This window comes from Streptomyces odontomachicola, assembly GCF_039605595.1.
Lineage (GTDB): Bacteria > Actinomycetota > Actinomycetes > Streptomycetales > Streptomycetaceae > Streptomyces.
Genome location: NZ_JBCFOK010000035.1, coordinates 1 through 16302, shown reverse-complemented (window position 1 = coordinate 16302; position 16302 = coordinate 1). Strand labels below are relative to the sequence as shown.

Genomic DNA, 16302 nt, shown 5'->3' with positions numbered 1-16302 from the left:
CTCCCCTCCCCCGAGCCCTCGTGAGAACACAGACATCATGGACAACCGGCGCGAACCCAATGAACGGCTGCGTGCGCTGATCGCCGAGGCGGGCTGGACGCAGGAGGGGCTGGCCCGCGCCGTGAACGCGCTCGGCGGCGAGATCGGCGACGAGCTGCGCTACGACCGCTCGGCCGTCGCGCACTGGCTGACCGGCACCGCGCCCAGGCCACCCGTGCCGCAGCTCATCGCGGAGGCCCTGTCCCGGCGCACCGGCCGCACGGTCACCCCGCGCGAGGCGGGGTTCCGCGCGCCGGGCCGGTCGGGCTCCGCCGCCGAGGGCTCCCGCGGAGACCCCGCGACCAGCACCCCCGCGGACGGCGCCCCTCCCGAGGACACCGCCCCCGCGGACACCGCCGCGGCCCCGGTCGACGGCATCGCCGCCCTGCGCGAGGCGGCCACCGCGCCCCCGGGCGGGCTCCCCCTCCAGCGCCGCCCGTACCGCACGGCGGAGGCGCGGGTGCCGCCCGGACCCTCCGGCGGGTGCGGCGCCCCGGGCCCGACTCCCCTGCCGGGGCCGCGCGTTGCGGCGCTGGACGGCGCGGTGCGCTCCTTCGCCGGGGCGATCGACGCGCACGGCGGGCTCCGCGCGCGGGAGGGCCTCGCCTGCTGCCTGGCCGAGGAGGTGGCGCCCCTGCTGCGCGCGCCGATGCCGCACAGGGAGCGGCGCAGGGTGCTGGTCTCGGCGGGCCGGCTGTGCCTGCTCCTGGGCCGGATGTACGCGGACGCGCTGCGGCACGGAGCGGCGCAGCGCTGCTTCACGTACGCGCACCAGCTCGCCACCGAGGCGGGCGACCGGGAGACCTGGGCGACCGCGCTGCGGATGATGAGCGCGCAGGCGCGGCAGCTCGGGCACCGCGAGCACGGACTGCGGCTCGCCGAGGCCGCCGCCGGGGCCGTGGGTACGGGCGCGCCGGGCCGCCGCGCCTATGTGCTGGCCCAACTGGCCGTGATGCGCGCGGAGTACGGGGAGCGGCGGGACGCGCTGGAGAGCCTGTCGCTGGCCGAGCACGCCGTGGCCGAGGAGGAGGAGCGGGCGCCGGGCGGTCCCTTCGACGCGTACCCGGCGGCGGCGCTCTCCTTCCAGCGCTCGCTGGTGCTGGAGGCGCTGGAGGACACTCCGGGCGCGATCGCGGCGCTGGAGCGCTCCCGCACGCAGCGCGCCCCCGAGGACGTGCGCGGCCTGGCGCTCTCCGAGGCGCGGCTCGCGCGGCTGCTGCTGCGCTCCGGGCGGCTCGACGAGGCGTGCCAGGCGTGGCACGGCTTCCTGGACCGGCACGGGCGGCTCGACTCCGGGGCCGCGCGGCGCGAGCTGCACGAGGCGCGGCGCGCGCTGCGCCCGTACCGCGGCCACCGCCCGGCGGCCCGCCTCCTCGCCCGCGCCCACCAGCACACGGGCTGAGCACGCGGCACCCGAGCACACGGCGCCCTGAGCACGCGCGGAACCCGCGCGGGACGGGCCCGCACGGGCCGATTCCGTACGGAGGGCCCGTGGCGTCATTGACGGCCGCTCCCCCAATTCCTATGGTTCAGCACAGGAATTGGGCGGCGCGCGGGCGTACCACCGCGGCCGTCCACCGGGCGGGAACGGCGGGAGCGGCGGCGAGGATGACGAGTCTCGGCACGGACCACGGCGGAGAGACGGCACGCAAGACGGCGGAGAGCCTGGGCTACCTCTCCGGCTTCGGCAACCAGCACAGCAGCGAGGCCGTACCCGGCGCCCTGCCGATCGGCCGCAACTCGCCCCAGCGCGCCCCGCTCGGGCTCTACGCCGAGCAGCTCAGCGGCTCGGCCTTCACCGAACCGCGCGCCCACAACCGGCGCTCCTGGCTCTACCGGGTGCGCCCCTCGGCCGCGCACCCCCGCTTCGCGCGCACCACCCACCAGGGGCTGCGCGGCGGTCCGTTCACCGAGACGGTGCCCGACCCGAACCGGATGCGCTGGAACCCGCTGCCCGCACCGGCCCCCGGCACCGACTTCCTGGCCGGCCTGTGGACCCTGGGCGGCAACGGCGACCCGGCGCAGCGCGCGGGCATGGCCATCCACCTGTACGCGGCCAACGCCCCCATGCGCGACCGCGTGTTCGGCAACTCCGACGGCGAGCTGCTGATCGTGCCCGAGCAGGGCGGGCTGCTCCTGCACACCGAGTTCGGGCTGCTCAGCGCCGATCCTGGCCATGTGGCCCTGATCCCGCGCGGCGTGCGCTTCCGCGCCGAGCCGCTGGACGGCACAGCGCGCGGCTACGTCTGCGAGAACTACGGCCAGCCCTTCCAGCTCCCCGAGCTGGGCCCGATCGGCGCCAACGGCCTCGCCAACCCGCGCGACTTCCTCGCCCCGCAGGCCGCGTACGACGAGGACCTGGACCGGCCCGTCGAGGTGGTCAACAAGTTCTGCGGCACCCTCTGGGCCGCCGAGTACGACCACTCGCCGCTGGACGTCGTCGCCTGGCACGGCAACCACGTCCCGTACGTCTACGACTTGCGCCGCTTCAACGTCCTCGGCAGCATCAGCTACGACCACCCCGACCCGTCCGTGTTCACGGTCCTCACCTCGCCCTCGGACACCCCGGGTCTGGCCGGCGTCGACTTCGTGGTCTTCGCGCCGCGCTGGCTGGTGGGCGAGGACACCTTCCGGCCGCCGTATTTCCACCGGAACGTGATGAGCGAGTACATGGGCCTCATCGAGGGCGCGTACGACGCGAAGGCGGAGGGCTTCCTGCCGGGCGGCGGCTCGCTGCACAACATGATGTCCGCGCACGGCCCCGACCGGGCCACCTTCGACGCGGCCAGCGCCGCCGAGCTGGTCCCGCAGAAGGTGGACGACGGACTTGCCTTCATGTTCGAGACGCGCTGGCCGGTTCTGCTCACCGGGCAGGCGGCCGGGACCGACCTGCTCCAGCACGACTACGACGCCGTATGGCAGGGTCTGGAACGCCACTTCGGGCAGTGACGCCGGCCGGCGGGGCGGCGGGGAAAGGGATGCCGTGACCGACTTCGCTCCCGACTCGGTGGAGCTCAACCGCAAGCTCCCCCTCTGGTATCAGGTCTCGCAGTCGCTGCGCGCCTCGATACTCGGCAGGCCGCCGGGCGCCCCCGAGCGGCTGCCCACCGAGGAGCGCCTCGCCGCGCACTACGGGGTGAGCGTGCTCACCATGCGCCAGGCCCTCAAGGAGCTGGAGACCGAGGGCCTGATCAGCCGCCACCGTCGGCGCGGCACCTTCATCGAGCCGGAGGCGCGGCGCGGAGAACGCGCGGTGCGGGTGATGGGCTCGGTGGACGCGATCGTGGCCCAGCAGTCCGGTGACCGCACCGTGCTGCTGGACCACGGCCCGGCCCCCGTACCGTCCGAACTCGCCCGCTACTTCCCCGGCTTGACCGAGGCCGCCGGCTTCCGCAGGCTCCGCCACGACCCGGAGACCGGTGAGCCCACCAACTGGGCGGAGAACCTCATCCACCCCGAGGTCGCGGCCCGCGTCGACCCCGCCGACCTGGAGCGCGGCTGGCCGATGACCAAGGTGCTGCGGGACGCGGCCGGTGTGCGCATCAGCCGCATCACCGACTCCGTCGAGGCCCGCCTCGCCGACCCGGAGACCGCCAAGCTGCTCGGCGTCCCGCTGCTGAGCCCGATCCTGCACTACACCGGCGTCACCTGGGACGAGCAGTCCCGCGTCGTGGACGTGGTGCGCATCCACTACCGGGGCGACAAGTTCTCCTTCTCGGTCACGGTCGAGGCACCGTGATCACCCGGCACCGTGGAAGGGGCTTGAACTCCCCTCGTAGCATCGAGCGGTGACCGAGACCGCACCGAAGCTCACCGGACAGACTCCCGAAGGGCCGCGCGACGCGCCGCAGCTCGACGAGGTGATGCCCTGGTCGGTCGCCCCGCTGCGCACGGGGCGCGGCTGGGTGCTGGCCCCGGACCCCGGGAGCCTGCGCGGGCGCTGGTCCGCGCTGCTGCGGGCCGGGGACGAGGAGCAGCGCGCCGCGCTCTTCCGCCCGAGCCGCGCCCGCACCCCGCACACGGCGGTGGCCCCGCTGCCCGGGGTGCCCGCGCCGCGCACCGCACGGCTGCGTGACGAGACCGGCGGCTGCCCCGAGCCCGTCCCCGTGCTGCACGGCCCGTACGACCAGCAGTGGCTGCTCCCCGACAACCGCCTCCTGGACGCGGCCAGGCCCGAACTGTGGCGGGTACGCGACGAGCACCAGATCTGCCTGGTGGAGGCCGCTGCCGACCCCCGGCTGCCGGGCGCCGCGCTGGCGTTCACCGCGCTGCTCCCGGACGGCTGGTCACCGGCGGGCCGCCCGGGCCGCATCCGCCCCCTCTACCGCAGGCGCGGCGGCCTGGAACCGAACATCGCCCCGGGCCTGCTCCCCCACCTCGCCTCCGTACTGGACCGCCCGGTCTCCGCCGAGGACCTGCTCGCCTGGATCGCGGCCACGTCCGGTGAGGGCCACGAGGTGCCGTTCACGAGCGACCCAGCGCTGTGGGAGCGCGGCGTGGAACTCGGCCGCCGGGCGCTGTGGCTGCACACCCGCGGCGCGCGCTGCGGCACCGGGGAACGCACCGGCAAGCCGCGCATGCCGGGCGGCAGGCGCCCCTATGTGCGCTCGCCGCTCGCCCTCGGCCCGGGCATGGAGGAGCTGTCCTACGACGAGGAGGAGCAGTCCCTGTACGTGGGCGAGAGCGGCCGGGTGGCGCCGGTGGAGCGCGCGGCGTGGGAGTACGAGGCGGGCGGTGTACGGGTGGTGGAGAACTGGTTCGCGGCGCGCGCCGCGACGGGCGAACGCGGCACCCTGAGCGCCCTGCGCCCCCGCGAATGGCCCCAGGAGTGGACCTCCGAACTCCTGGAACTCCTCACGATCTTGACGCTGCTGAGCGAACTGGAGGAGGAACGAGCGGCGGTACGGGAGGGGTTGCGCGGCACCGAACTGCCCGCATCAACTTTGCGCGAGGCGGGGATACTCCCACCCCCACGCTGGTCACGATCCCCGGCATCCGTGCTGGACCTCCAGGAGGAGGGCCCGGACGGCCAGTTGCCGCTGCTGTAGTCCAGATGAGCTGTGGGCAATCGTTCCGCGGGGCGGAACGGGTGGGCACAGCGGACCGCAGGCCGCACGCGAAAGCGACCAGGCACGCAAGGGGAATCCGGGGCGAAGCCCCGGGAACGAACGCCGAGAGATCCCGGCGGAGGTCACCACGACCTCCGCCGGTCCGCTATCCGCGGCCGCCGAAGAGAGTCCGCCGAAGCTTCCGCAACGGCGCCAACAGCGAAACCCGCGCGCCCCGGTTCTTCGACCGGCTCCGCGCAGCGTCCCGCTGCGTTATCTCCTGCATCAGCGTGGTCGCTTCCTGCGTCTCGCCCTGTGGGACAGCGGGGCCCGCGAGCACAGCCAGATGCCGGTCGAGGCGCGAACTGGTCGCTCCCGTCCCGCATTTGATCGCAGGCACTCGCGCCCTGCTGCTCACTGTTATCTGTTCCATGACACTCCCCACCCGTACGAGGGCACCCGGCCGCGCGGCCAGAGTAACCCTATCGTCCGAGTACGACACACGTGTATCCCGGTCACGGGATTCACCTGCCCCACAGGCCGGTTGACGAACATGCCGCGGGCCCTCAGCATCCGAGCACTGGGGGCACGAGGGGGCGCCATGAGCGCAGAGCGTGTACTGGCGGGACGCTACCGGCTCCGCGAGGAGCTGGGGCACGGCGGCATGGGCAGGGTCTGGCTCGCGTACGACGAGCGGCTGCACCGCGAAGTGGCGGTCAAGGAGGTGCGCGCGCCCGAATCCCTCGGCGAGGACGAGGTCCAGCACCTGTACGCCCGCCTGGAGCGGGAGGCGTGGGCCGCGGGGCGCATCGTGCACCGCAACGTGGTCACCGTCTACGACGTGGTCACCGAGCAGGACCGCCCGTGGATCGTCATGGAACTGGTGCGCGGACTGTCGTACGACCAGGTGCTGCGCGCCGAGGGGCCGCAGCCGCCCGAACGCGCGGCGGCCACCGGTGCGGAGGTACTGGCCGCCCTGCGCGCCGCGCACTCGGCGGGCGTACTGCACCGGGACGTGAAACCGCCCAATGTGCTGATCGGCAACGACGGCCGCACCGTGCTCACCGACTTCGGCATCGCCGTGGTGGAGGGCAGCACCCACCTCACGCTCACGGGCCAACTGGTGGGCTCGCCCGAGTACCTGCCGCCCGAGCGCGCGCTGGCCAGGCCGCCGAGCCCCGCCTCCGACCTGTGGTCGCTGGGGGTGATGCTGTACTCCGCGGTGGAGGGCACCGTCCCGTTCCGGTACGACTCCGTACTCAGCACGATGCGCGCCATCGTGGAGGAGGAGCCGCGGGCGCCGCGGCTCGCCGGTCCGCTGACGCCGGTGCTCGAAGGGCTGCTGCGCAAGGACCCCGACGAGCGGATGCCGGCGGCCGAGGCGGCTCCGCTGCTGGACACGGTGGCGCGCGGCGGCGATCCGCGGCACTCCGGCACGGCACCCGCGCACCCCCTGCCCCCGGCGTACTCGCCGACCGTGCAGGCCCGCGACTCGTGGCCCACCCTGTCGCCCGCGGCCGACACCGCGACGGCGAAGGCCCCTGCCGCAACGCCCCCTCCTTCGGCGGCCCCTGACGTGGTGGCCGCGCACGGGGCGGAGCCGCCGGGGACGCACGACGGCTACGGTCCCGCGGCGTACCCGGAGGCGCCGGTTCCCGCACGGGGCGCGCGGCGCCGGACGCCGACCGTGTGGCTGCTCGCGGCGGCGCTGGCCGTCGCGCTGCTGGTCGGCGGGCTCATCTGGGCGCTGGCGCCGAGCGGTTCGCCGGGCGGCGGAGGGGGCGGAGGGTCCTCGGGCGGCTCGCAGACGAGCGGCGGTGGTTCGGGCGGCGGGGGTGGCACGGGCGGAAACGATCAGGGCAATTACGGGGGCCAGGGCAACACCCCCGGCGGAGGGAAGACCACGACGCCCGCCACCGGCGGAGGGAAGAGCAGCCACGGCGGGAGCGGCGGCGGGAGCTCGTACGGCAGCAGCTCGGGAAGCCACGGCGGGGGTTCCACGGGTGGCTCCACGAGCAGCGGCGGGAGCTCCTGGAGCAGCGGAGGCTCCGGAAGCGGAGGCAGCGGCTCGGGCGGGCACACCGGCGGCACGGGGAGCACCGGGAGCACAGGCAGTACGGGAAGCACGGGCACCACCGGCAGCACGAGCAGCAACGGCGGGACCAGCACCGGGAGTTCGACCGGCAACGACACCGGCGGGACCAGCGGCACCACCATCGGCAGCACCACGGGGACCCCCGGAGCCACGGGTGGCACCGGCGGCAGCGCGGGCACCACGGGCACCACGGGCACCAACGGCGGGAGCGGCGACGGGAGTTCGGGCGGCGGCTACTGAGGCGCGAGCCTGAGCGGGGCATCCGAGCGGGAACCTGCGGCGGGAACAAGCCAGCATGCGCTCATAGCACGTCCGGATACCGGGCGGGAGGGCTTCACCGGGTCTCGGTCAGAGTCCCCTGACCCGCTTGACGGAACCGCTCCCACCACGTCACATTGAATCGTCGCATCCTGCGGCATCCTGCTCTTCATGGGGCATTCCGGGGGGACAGGCCACCAATGCAGATCTTCGAGAGATCCGGTGCCAGAGGTACGCAGGGCACGTCCGGCGCAACCGACGCGCACCACACCTCTGGACCATCCGGCACTTCGGGCCCGGCGGGCGCCAACGCCCCCTCGGGCCCGACGCGTTCGTACGCGCTGTCCGAGTCGCTGCCGCTGTTCGCCGGCGCCGCGGTCGGCATCGGCGGGGTGGGCGCCGCGCTGGCGCTGGCGGACGTGGACTCTCCGCTGCGCGCGCCGTTCACCCTGTTCTTCCTGTTCGCCGCGCCCGCGACGGCCATCGCCGCCGCGCTGCGGAGTCTGGACCCGCTGATCCGCACGGTCACCGCCGTGATCGGCGCCGCCGCCTTCGACCTGCTGGTCGCCCAGGTCATGCTCGCGACCCATGTGTGGTCCGTGCGCGGCGGGGTACTCGCGGTCGGCGTGCTCAGCGCCGCGCTGTTATTGCTCACCCTGGCCACCGCTCCCCCGGACCGCGGTGCCCGCGGCGCGCACTCCTCCCCCGGCGCCGGCCGCTCCGGCCCGGGCACCGGACACTCCGGCTCAGCCCCCGGCCCCGGGCAGCGCCCCAGACGGGACGGCTGACGTGGAGATCCAGGTGTGCCGCCCCGGCGAACTCACCGCGGCCGACCGCGCCGCGTGGTCCTCCCTCCAGGCCAAGGCCCATCTGCACGGCTCACCGCAGCTCGCCGATCCGTTCCTGGCCCCGGAGTTCGCGCTCGCCGTGGCGCGCAGCCGGGGCGGGGTGCGGATCGCGGTGTTCCGGGACGGCGACGGGGAGCCCGCCGCCTTCCTGCCGTTCCAGCGGGGCGCCTTAGGGGTCGGGCAGGCCGTGGGACTCGGCCTCTCGGACTGCCAGGGCGTCGTGCACCGGCCCGGCTTCACCTGGGACGCGGCGCAACTGCTGCGCGCCTGCGGCCTGTCCATGTGGGAGTTCGACCATCTGGTCGCCGGGCAGCCCGGGTTCGGCGGCGGGGTGCGGGGCGCCTTCGCCTCGCCGGTGATCGACCTGGACCAGGGGTACGAGGCGTACCTGGCCCGACTGCGCGAGCGGCACCCCTCGCTGGTGCGCGGCATCCGCTACAAGGAGCGGAAGCTGGGCCGCCAGGTGGGCGAGGTGCGCTATGTGCACGACGAGCGCGATCCGGCGGTGCTGCGCAAGCTCATGGAGTGGAAGTCCGCGCAGTACCGGCGCACCGGGCGCTCCGACAGGTTCGCCAGGCGCTGGATCGTCTCGCTGGTGGACCAGCTCTTCCACTCGCGCTCCGGCTCCTTCGCCGGCCAGCTCTCGGTGCTCTACGCCGGGGACAGGCCGGTCTCGGCGCACTTCGGCCTGCGTACGGAGCGGGTGATGTCCTGCTGGTTCCCGGCGTACGACGCGGAGTTCGGGCGCTATTCGCCGGGCATGGCGACCTTCCTGCACCTGGCGGAGGCCTCGGCCGCCGAGGGTCTGTCGTATCTGGACCTGGGGCGCGGCCAGAAGCACTACAAGGACTCCCTCAAGACGCGTGAGCTCACCGTCCACGAGGGCTGGGTGACCCGTCCGCATCCGGTGGCGCTGGCCCGCCGCGCGCACCGGGCGCCGCTGCGTGCGCTGCGCAACACGGTGCAGGCGCGCCCGGAGCTGTTCGGCCCGGCCGACCGGCTGCTGAAGCGGGTCGGCGCGCTGCGCGCGGGGAGGGGGTGAGGCGGGCTCTGTGACAAACCGGGAGGATCAACTCCAGGTATTGCCATAGGGGTTGAAGGGTCAATACTGTCGTACATCCACCCGCATCGACCCCGATTCCACGGGGGCTCACGGGCAGCGGCTCTGGGGAGGGCGGCCGCAGTGGGCGGCAGAGGCGGGGCGCGGTAGGGGGGTGCCGTATCCGACGGGTCGCACAGCGGCGCACGCGCCGCAGAGGACCGCCGCCGGGACACGGGCCGCGCGGGAAGTTACGCATGCCAGCGCTCCACGTCTGAGGGAGCAGCAACCCCCCTTTCGAACCGGACACGGATGCCGGACCGCCCGGGGGTGGGCGGTCCACCGGACGAGAGGGAACAACATCATGACCTTCGTCGCACGGCCGTTAACGGAGCCGACGCCCGAGGACCCCGAGGGCGGCCAGCGCCCCGAGTACCGGCCGGTCTCCACGCACATGGCGATAGCGCCCCGGGTCAGCGTCGTGATCCCGGCCATGAACGAGGCCGAGAACCTTCCGTACGTCTTCAAGACGCTGCCCGAGTGGATACACGAAGTGGTCCTGGTGGACGGCAGGTCCACGGACGACACCGTGGCCGTGGCGCGGGAGCTGCGCCCGGACGTGGTGGTCGTGCCGCAGCGCGGCAAGGGCAAGGGCGACGCGCTGATCACCGGGTTCGCGGCGAGCACCGGCGACATCGTGGTGATGACGGACGCCGACGGCTCTATGGACGGCCAGGAGATCGTCTCCTACGTCTCGGCGCTGGTCGGTGGCGCGGACTTCGCCAAGGGCTCGCGCTTCGCCAACGGCGGCGGCACGGACGACATGACGCCGATCAGAAAGCTGGGCAACGCCGTCCTCACCACGGTGGTGAACCGCAAGTTCGGGGCCCGCTACACCGACCTGTGCTACGGCTACAACGCGTTCTGGCGGCACTGCCTGGACGAGATCACGCTGGACTGCACGGGGTTCGAGGTCGAGACCCTGATGAACATCCGCGTGGTCAAGGCCGGGCTCAAGGTGCAGGAGATCCCGAGCCACGAGTTCGAGCGCATCCACGGCACCAGCAATCTGCGCGCGGTCCGCGACGGGCTGCGGGTGCTGAAAGTGATACTGCGCGAGCGGAGCGGGCGGCAGCGGCGCGCGGCCGCCAGCCCGAGCGCGGTGCGCGCGGCGATGCTGCGGGAGGGCAGGTGAGCCAGCCGCACAAGGGCGGGCAGCCGTTGCCCGCCCCCGATTCCCTGCGGTTCTCCGTGGTGATCTGCGCTTACACGGAGGACCGCTGGGCCGACATCCTCGCCGCCGTGGACTCGGTGCGCGGGCAGTCGCTCCCGGCGCTGGAGACCCTGCTGGTCGTGGACCACAATCCGGCGCTGCTGGAGCGGCTGGAGAAGCACTACGCCGGCGAGCAGGGTCCGGCGGGCGCGGGAGAGGTGCGGGTGCTCGCGAACGCGGGCCCCCGCGGCCTCTCGGCCGGCCGGAACACCGGGATCGCCGCGTCCGCCGGGGAGTTCGTGGCCTTCCTGGACGACGACGCGGTCGCCGAGCGCGACTGGCTGCGGCACTTCGCCTCCGGTTACGGGGACCCGCGCGTGATGGCGGTGGGCGGGCGCACCGAACCGGCCTGGGAGTCGGGGCGGCGGCCCGCGTGGTTCCCCGCGGAGTTCGACTGGGTGGTGGGGTGCATGTACAAGGGCCACCCCGCCGGCCGGGTTCAGGTGCGCAACGTTCTGGGCGGCAACGCCTCGTTCCGGCGCAGTGCGTTCGAGGCGGCCGGCGGCTTCGCCAGCGGCATCGGGCGGGACGGCGACCGGCTCCCGCTGGGCTGCGAGGAGACGGAGCTGTGCATCAGGCTGCGCCGGGCCGTGCCGGACGCGGTGCTGCTGATCGACGACCGCGCCGTGATCCACCACCGGGTTCCCGCCGACCGCGAGCGCTTCGGCTATCTGCCCAAGCGCGCGTACGCGGAGGGGATCTCGAAGGCACTGGTGTCCGCGTCGGTGGGCGCGCAGGACGGCCTGTCCACCGAGCGCAGCTACACCACGCGGGTGCTGCCCGCGGGGGTCGCGCGCGGTGTGCGCGACTGGCTGCACGCGCGCCCGGGCGGCGCGGGCAGGGCCGGGGCGATCGTGGCCGGTGTCGCAGCGGCGGCCGCGGGCTACGCGGTCGGCGGGCTGCGGGCGCGCCGCAGCGGGGCGCACTTCGAGGTCCCGGAGCTGCCCAAGGCCGTTGCCGGTGGCGGGAATTCGCCGCAGGACGCCGGTGCCGGGGAGCCCTCGGGAACCGGTGGCGCGGGCGGCGCCGTGGACGATGAGGGGGCGGTCGCATGAGCATGCTCGTGAACGCGCGCGGCGGCGGGAGACCGGGCCGCGCGTGCACTCCGGAGCGCGTGCCGGTGCTGATGTACCACGCCGTCGGGCACGCGCCCGCGAAGGCCGCGTACGGGCTGTCCGTCTCGCCCGGGGCCTTCGCGGAGCAGATGGAGCAGGTGGCGCAGCACGGCTGCACGCCGATGACCACCGAGGAGCTGGCGCACGCCTGGCGCAACGGCGGGGTGCTGCCGCGCCGCCCGCTGCTGATCACCTTCGACGACGGCTACGAGGGCGTGCACCGGCACGCGCTGCCCGCGCTGCGCAAGCACGGCTTCCGCGCCTCGCTGTTCGTCACGACGGGCTGGTTGCGCGGCCCGCACGAGGCGGGCGGCGCGCTGGACACCATGCTCGACTGGGACCAGGTGCGCGAACTGGAGGCGCACGGCGTCGAGATCGGCGGGCACAGCCACACCCACCCGCAGCTCGACCAACTGGAGGACGAGGTGCTGGCGCACGAGCTGCGGCACTGCCGCGAGCTGGTGGCCGAGGAGACCGGCACCAAGCCTGTGTCCTTCGCCTACCCGTACGGCTACTCCAGCCGCCGGGTGCGGCGGGCCGTGCGGGAGAGCGGTTTCGGGCAGTCGCTCGCCGTCAACAACGCGCTCGCGGCCCGCTGTCAGGGCCCGTACGCGCTGACCCGGCTCACGGTGCGCCGCTCCACGGACGCCGAGGAGTTCCAGCGGCTGCTGGAGGGGCGGGACCTCGGGCGCACCTTCGCCCGCGACCGGGTGCTGGGCAAGGGGTACGCCGTGGTGCGGCGCTCCCGCAGGGCCCTGACCTCGGTCTGGCACGCGACCGGCGCCTCAGCGGCGGCCGGCACATCCGCAGCAGAGGGACGCATCGCACGTGACTGACACCACCTCCCCGGCACGGTCCGCCGCCGATTCCGGCACCGGGCGCGGCGGCCGGCCGGGGGCGACGGACGGCAAGGGCAAGAGCGGCAGCCAGCTCTTCCGCAACGCGTACGCGCTGATGCTCAACACGGGCGTCTCCGCCGTCCTGGGCCTGGGCTACTGGGCGGTGGCGGCCCGCTTCTACTCGGACGCGGACGTGGGGCGCGGCTCGGCGGCCATCGCGGCCATGAAGTTCCTGGCCGGCATCACCGCGGTGACGCTGATCGGCGGGCTGGCGCGGTTCATACCGGTGGCGGGCAAGACGACCCGGGGGCTCATACTCCGGGTGTACGGCTGGAGTTCGGCCATCGTCGCGCTCGCCTCCGTGATCTTCCTCGCCACCCTCGACTGGTGGGGGCCCTCGTACGCCTTCCTGCACGACTGGCTGTACGCCGTCGGCTTCGTCGCCGCGGTCGTCGGCTGGTCGCTGCTGACGCTCCAGGACGGGGTGCTGACCGGGCTGCGCAGCGCCAAGTGGGTGCCGGTCGGCAACACCGTCTTCTCCACCGCCAAGCTGGTGCTGCTCGTCGGCCTCGCCACGGTGATCCCCGCGACCGGGGTCTTCGTGTCGTGGGGGCTGTGCATCACGCTCTCCATCGTTCCGCTGGGCTGGCTGGTGTTCCGGCGCCTGGTGCCGCGGCACGTGGAGGCCACCAAGGACATCGCGCAGCCCGCCGGTTACCGGGAGATGGGCCGCTTCCTCGCGGGCGACTACACCGGGGCGCTGTTCTCGCTCGCGGTGGTCTACCTGGTGCCGGTGATCGTCGCCTCGCAGGTGGACTCGAAGGACAACGCGTACTTCTACATCACCACCACCATCGGCGGCACGATCAACCTGTTCGCCATCAACATGGGCGCCTCGCTCACCGTCGAGGGCTCGCACCACCCGGCGCTGCTGGCCGCCAACTGCCGGGCCGCGCTGCGCCGGATGGCCTCCATCATGGTGCCGATCTGCGCCCTGCTCTTCCTGCTCGCGCCGCACATCCTGGGCGTCTTCGGCCCCGGCTACGCGGACGCCGCGACCCCGCTGCTGCGCTGGTACGCGGTGGGCGCGGTGCTGCGCGTGGTGATCGAGGTCTACTACGGGGTGCTGCGCGCGCAGAGCCGCACCTCCGGACTGGCCTATCTGCAGGGCCTGTTGTGCGTGCTGGTGCTGAGCCTGACCGTGGCGCTGCTGCCCCGGATGGGCCTCACCGGCGCGGGCGTCGCGGAGATCAGCAGCCTGACGCTGGTCGCCTCGATCGCGGGCTGGAAGCTGTACCGGATCCTGCGCGCCGCGCCCAAGGTGCCGGCGGGGGCGGTCCCGGCGCCCGACGGCGACCTGGCCGACCTGGCGGCGCACGGCGACGCGGGCAGGGGCCCCGAGGACGCCGCCGTCAGGCACACCCCGAGCTGGGCGGCGAGGACCGCACCGCACGAGAACGAGGAGCCGACGCTTCAATTGCGCGCCGACGCCGAACACCTGGAGCGGCACCCGAGCATCACGCCGCCGCGCGGAACCTACGTACCGGAGCCGCCGCTGCGGCCCTCGATCGACCTGCGCGGGCTCACGGAGAGGCTGAAACGCCCCGGCACCCTGCTGTGGTCGCTGCTCGCCGTGGCGCTGCTCCTGTACTGGCTGCCGCTGCACGGCATGGGCGAGGCCGAGCTGGAGCGGATGGGCGGGCTCGGGCTGATCACCGTGCTGCCCGGGGTCACGCTGCTGGGCGCCGCGCTGCTGGTCGGCGCCTTCGCCGCGGGTCTGTGGGTGGCGCGGCCGCACCGGGTGTTCCTGGTGGTCGCGCTGGTGCTGACGGTGGTCTCGCTGCACGCCGTACCGTCCCTGATGGAGGCGCAGCCGCGCTTCCCGACGGCCTGGCAGCACCTGGGATTCCTCGACTTCATCGAACGTACGGGGACGACGGCACCGGACATGGACGCGCGGTGGAGCTGGCCCGGGTTCTTCGCCGGCGCCGCGTTCCTGGTGCAGGCCGCGGGCGTGCACGATCTGTCCGGGCTGATCCGCTGGTGGCCCACGGTGATCCAGCTCGCCTATCTGGCGCCGCTCGCGGTGATGCTGCGCGCCGTGAAGGCGCACTGGCGGGCCAAGTGGTGCGCGCTGTGGTTCTTCGCGCTGTGCGGCTGGGTGGGCCAGGACTACTTCTCGCCGCAGGGCTTCACGGTCCTCTTCTATCTGCTGTTCATCGCGCTGCTGCTGGTGTGGTTCAGGGAGCCGCGCGCGCTGCGCAAGGGAAAGCTGCGCCCGGGCGAGACCGACGACGTGCCGGGGCCCGAACGCCGCCGCGAGCGCGCGGTGCTGGTCCTCGTCCTGATGTCGCTGTTCGTCGCCTCGGTCGCGGGCCACCAGCTCACCCCGTTCGTCATGACCGGCGTCCTGATCGGTCTCGCGCTGGCACGCCGCACCATGCTGTACGGGATGCCGCTGCTGTGCGCGGTGCTGGTCGCGGTGTGGGTGGGCTTCCTCGCCGAGCCGTACTGGGCGGGCCACTTCGACGACCTCTTCGGCGGCATCGGCGGGGTGGGCGGCAACGTCTCCTCCTCGGTCTCCGGGCGCATCGAGGGCGGCGACCCGACGCACAAGCTGGTGCTGTACGTGCGCGTCGCGCTGGCGGGCGGCACGCTGCTCTTCGCGGGCTTCGGCCTGCTGCGCCGCCGCTGGGCCGGCTATTCGGACCGCTCGCTGCTGGTCCTCGCGGGCCTGCCGTTCCTCGCGTTCGGCGCCCAGTCGTACGGCGGCGAGATCGCGCTGCGGGTGTTCCTCTTCGCCGCGCCCGCCGCCTGCGTGCTGGCCGCGCTGGCGTTCTGGCCGCGCCCCTCGGGGCACCGCGAGGGCTCCAGGTGGCGGGCCCATCTGCCGCCGCTGGCCGCCCTGTTGGCGGGCCTGGTGCTGATCTTCGGCTTCCTGGTGGCCCGGTGGGGCAACGAGTCCTTCGAGCGCACCCGCACGGGCGAGGTCGCCGCGATGGACTACCTCTACCAGCACGACAAACCCACGCTGCGGCTGCTGTGGTTCACCAACGACACGGTGGAGGACGTGACTCCGGCGATGCCGTGGGGCGAGAAGGACATGGAGCGGATCGAGTACAAGCCCACCCAGGCGCCGGTGAACCCGGCCAAGGTGGCTCCCGCCGTCGAGTCGCTGCGGGAGGCGGGCCCCAACTCGTACCTGATCGTCAACGAGAGCCAGAGCACCTATCTGCACCTGGACGCCGGCTACCCGCAGAACTGGCAGCAGCGGGTGACCAAGGCCCTCGACAAGCGCCCCGAGCTGCGCAGGGTGCTGTCCAACGAGGACGCCGTCGTCTACACCCTGAGCAAGCCCTCGGGCGCCAAGGCCGAGCCGGCCGACCCGGGCCCCATCGGCCCGCAGGTCACCTGGACCTCCTGGTCGGTGATGGGCGGCCTGGCCGCGGTGGCCCTGCTGCTCCTGCTGGGCGCCCGCGAGGTCGTACGGGTGGCGACCCCGGCGACGGAGCGCAGGGCGGCGTGGCTGCAGAGCACCTTCTGGTTCTCGCTCCCGCTGCTGATGCTCTTCCTCGGGGTGCTGGTGCAGCGCTTCTGGACGATGTCGTAGCGCCGTGGCACGCAAAGAGGGGGTGCGGGGCCGCCGCCCCCCACCCCCCCAAACCGGCGGGCGCGGCCCCCCCATTACCCCCCCCCCCATCAACACCAACCCCGAAAAACGGAAGCAGCGGCCCGCGCGATTAGCGGC

At 73.8% G+C, this 16302-nt stretch carries 12 protein-coding genes; 11 read left to right on the top strand and 1 reads right to left on the bottom strand.

Annotated features, from left to right (window positions below):
* Nucleotides 1-37: 37 nt before the first annotated feature.
* From ABEE00_RS35375 to ABEE00_RS35360, 4 genes are all read left to right on the top strand, one after another.
* Nucleotides 38-1441, top strand: a complete 1404-nt coding sequence (locus tag ABEE00_RS35375; RefSeq protein ID WP_345749923.1) for an NsdA family TPR-like regulatory protein — start codon at nt 38-40, stop codon at nt 1439-1441.
* 206 nt (nt 1442-1647) lie between these two features.
* The gene (gene hmgA / locus ABEE00_RS35370) at nt 1648-2988 is read left to right on the top strand and encodes a homogentisate 1,2-dioxygenase (RefSeq protein WP_345749922.1); all 1341 of its coding nucleotides are present in this window, start codon (nt 1648-1650) and stop codon (nt 2986-2988) included.
* Between the two features lie 34 nt (nt 2989-3022).
* Nucleotides 3023-3778 carry a GntR family transcriptional regulator gene (locus tag ABEE00_RS35365; RefSeq protein WP_345749921.1) on the top strand — a complete coding sequence of 252 codons (756 nt, stop codon included), beginning with the start codon at nt 3023-3025 and terminating at the stop codon, nt 3776-3778.
* Nucleotides 3779-3902: 124 nt separating this feature from the next.
* Nucleotides 3903-5087, top strand: coding sequence for a type ISP restriction/modification enzyme (locus ABEE00_RS35360; RefSeq protein ID WP_345749939.1), 1185 nt, complete (start codon nt 3903-3905; stop codon nt 5085-5087).
* A 166-nt stretch (nt 5088-5253) separates the two neighbouring features.
* Here ABEE00_RS35360 and ABEE00_RS35355 read toward each other — a convergent pair whose 3' ends face one another.
* Complete coding sequence (locus ABEE00_RS35355) at nt 5254-5520, bottom strand: hypothetical protein (RefSeq protein WP_345749920.1); 267 nt, start codon at nt 5518-5520, stop codon at nt 5254-5256.
* A 168-nt stretch (nt 5521-5688) separates the two neighbouring features.
* Between ABEE00_RS35355 and ABEE00_RS35350 the strand changes: the two genes are divergently transcribed.
* The 7 genes from ABEE00_RS35350 to ABEE00_RS35320 all read left to right on the top strand — a co-directional run bounded on the left by ABEE00_RS35350 (nt 5689) and on the right by ABEE00_RS35320 (nt 16164).
* Nucleotides 5689-7422 carry a serine/threonine-protein kinase gene (locus tag ABEE00_RS35350; RefSeq protein ID WP_345749919.1) on the top strand — a complete coding sequence of 578 codons (1734 nt, stop codon included), beginning with the start codon at nt 5689-5691 and terminating at the stop codon, nt 7420-7422.
* 218 nt (nt 7423-7640) lie between these two features.
* A complete protein-coding gene (locus ABEE00_RS35345) occupies nt 7641-8228 on the top strand; it encodes a hypothetical protein (RefSeq protein ID WP_345749918.1) in 588 nt (195 codons plus the stop codon).
* A gap of 1 nt (nt 8229) precedes the next feature.
* Entirely contained in the window at nt 8230-9330 is a 1101-nt protein-coding gene (locus ABEE00_RS35340; protein WP_345749917.1) for a GNAT family N-acetyltransferase, read from the top strand.
* Nucleotides 9331-9691: 361 nt separating this feature from the next.
* On the top strand, nt 9692-10522 hold the full coding sequence (locus ABEE00_RS35335) for a glycosyltransferase family 2 protein (RefSeq protein WP_345749916.1): 831 nt from the start codon (nt 9692-9694) through the stop codon (nt 10520-10522).
* Nucleotides 10519-11655: a glycosyltransferase family 2 protein gene (locus ABEE00_RS35330; protein ID WP_345749915.1), complete on the top strand. Its 1137-nt coding sequence runs from the start codon at nt 10519-10521 to the stop codon at nt 11653-11655. Before ABEE00_RS35335 ends, ABEE00_RS35330 begins: the two co-directional genes overlap by 4 nt.
* A 2-nt stretch (nt 11656-11657) precedes the next feature.
* Nucleotides 11658-12551 (top strand): polysaccharide deacetylase family protein, encoded by an 894-nt coding sequence (locus ABEE00_RS35325; protein ID WP_345749938.1) that lies wholly within the window; start codon nt 11658-11660, stop codon nt 12549-12551.
* Nucleotides 12544-16164, top strand: coding sequence for a lipopolysaccharide biosynthesis protein (locus tag ABEE00_RS35320; protein ID WP_451918745.1), 3621 nt, complete (start codon nt 12544-12546; stop codon nt 16162-16164). The genes ABEE00_RS35325 and ABEE00_RS35320 overlap by 8 nt, the downstream gene beginning before the upstream one ends.
* Nucleotides 16165-16302 lie beyond the last annotated feature (138 nt).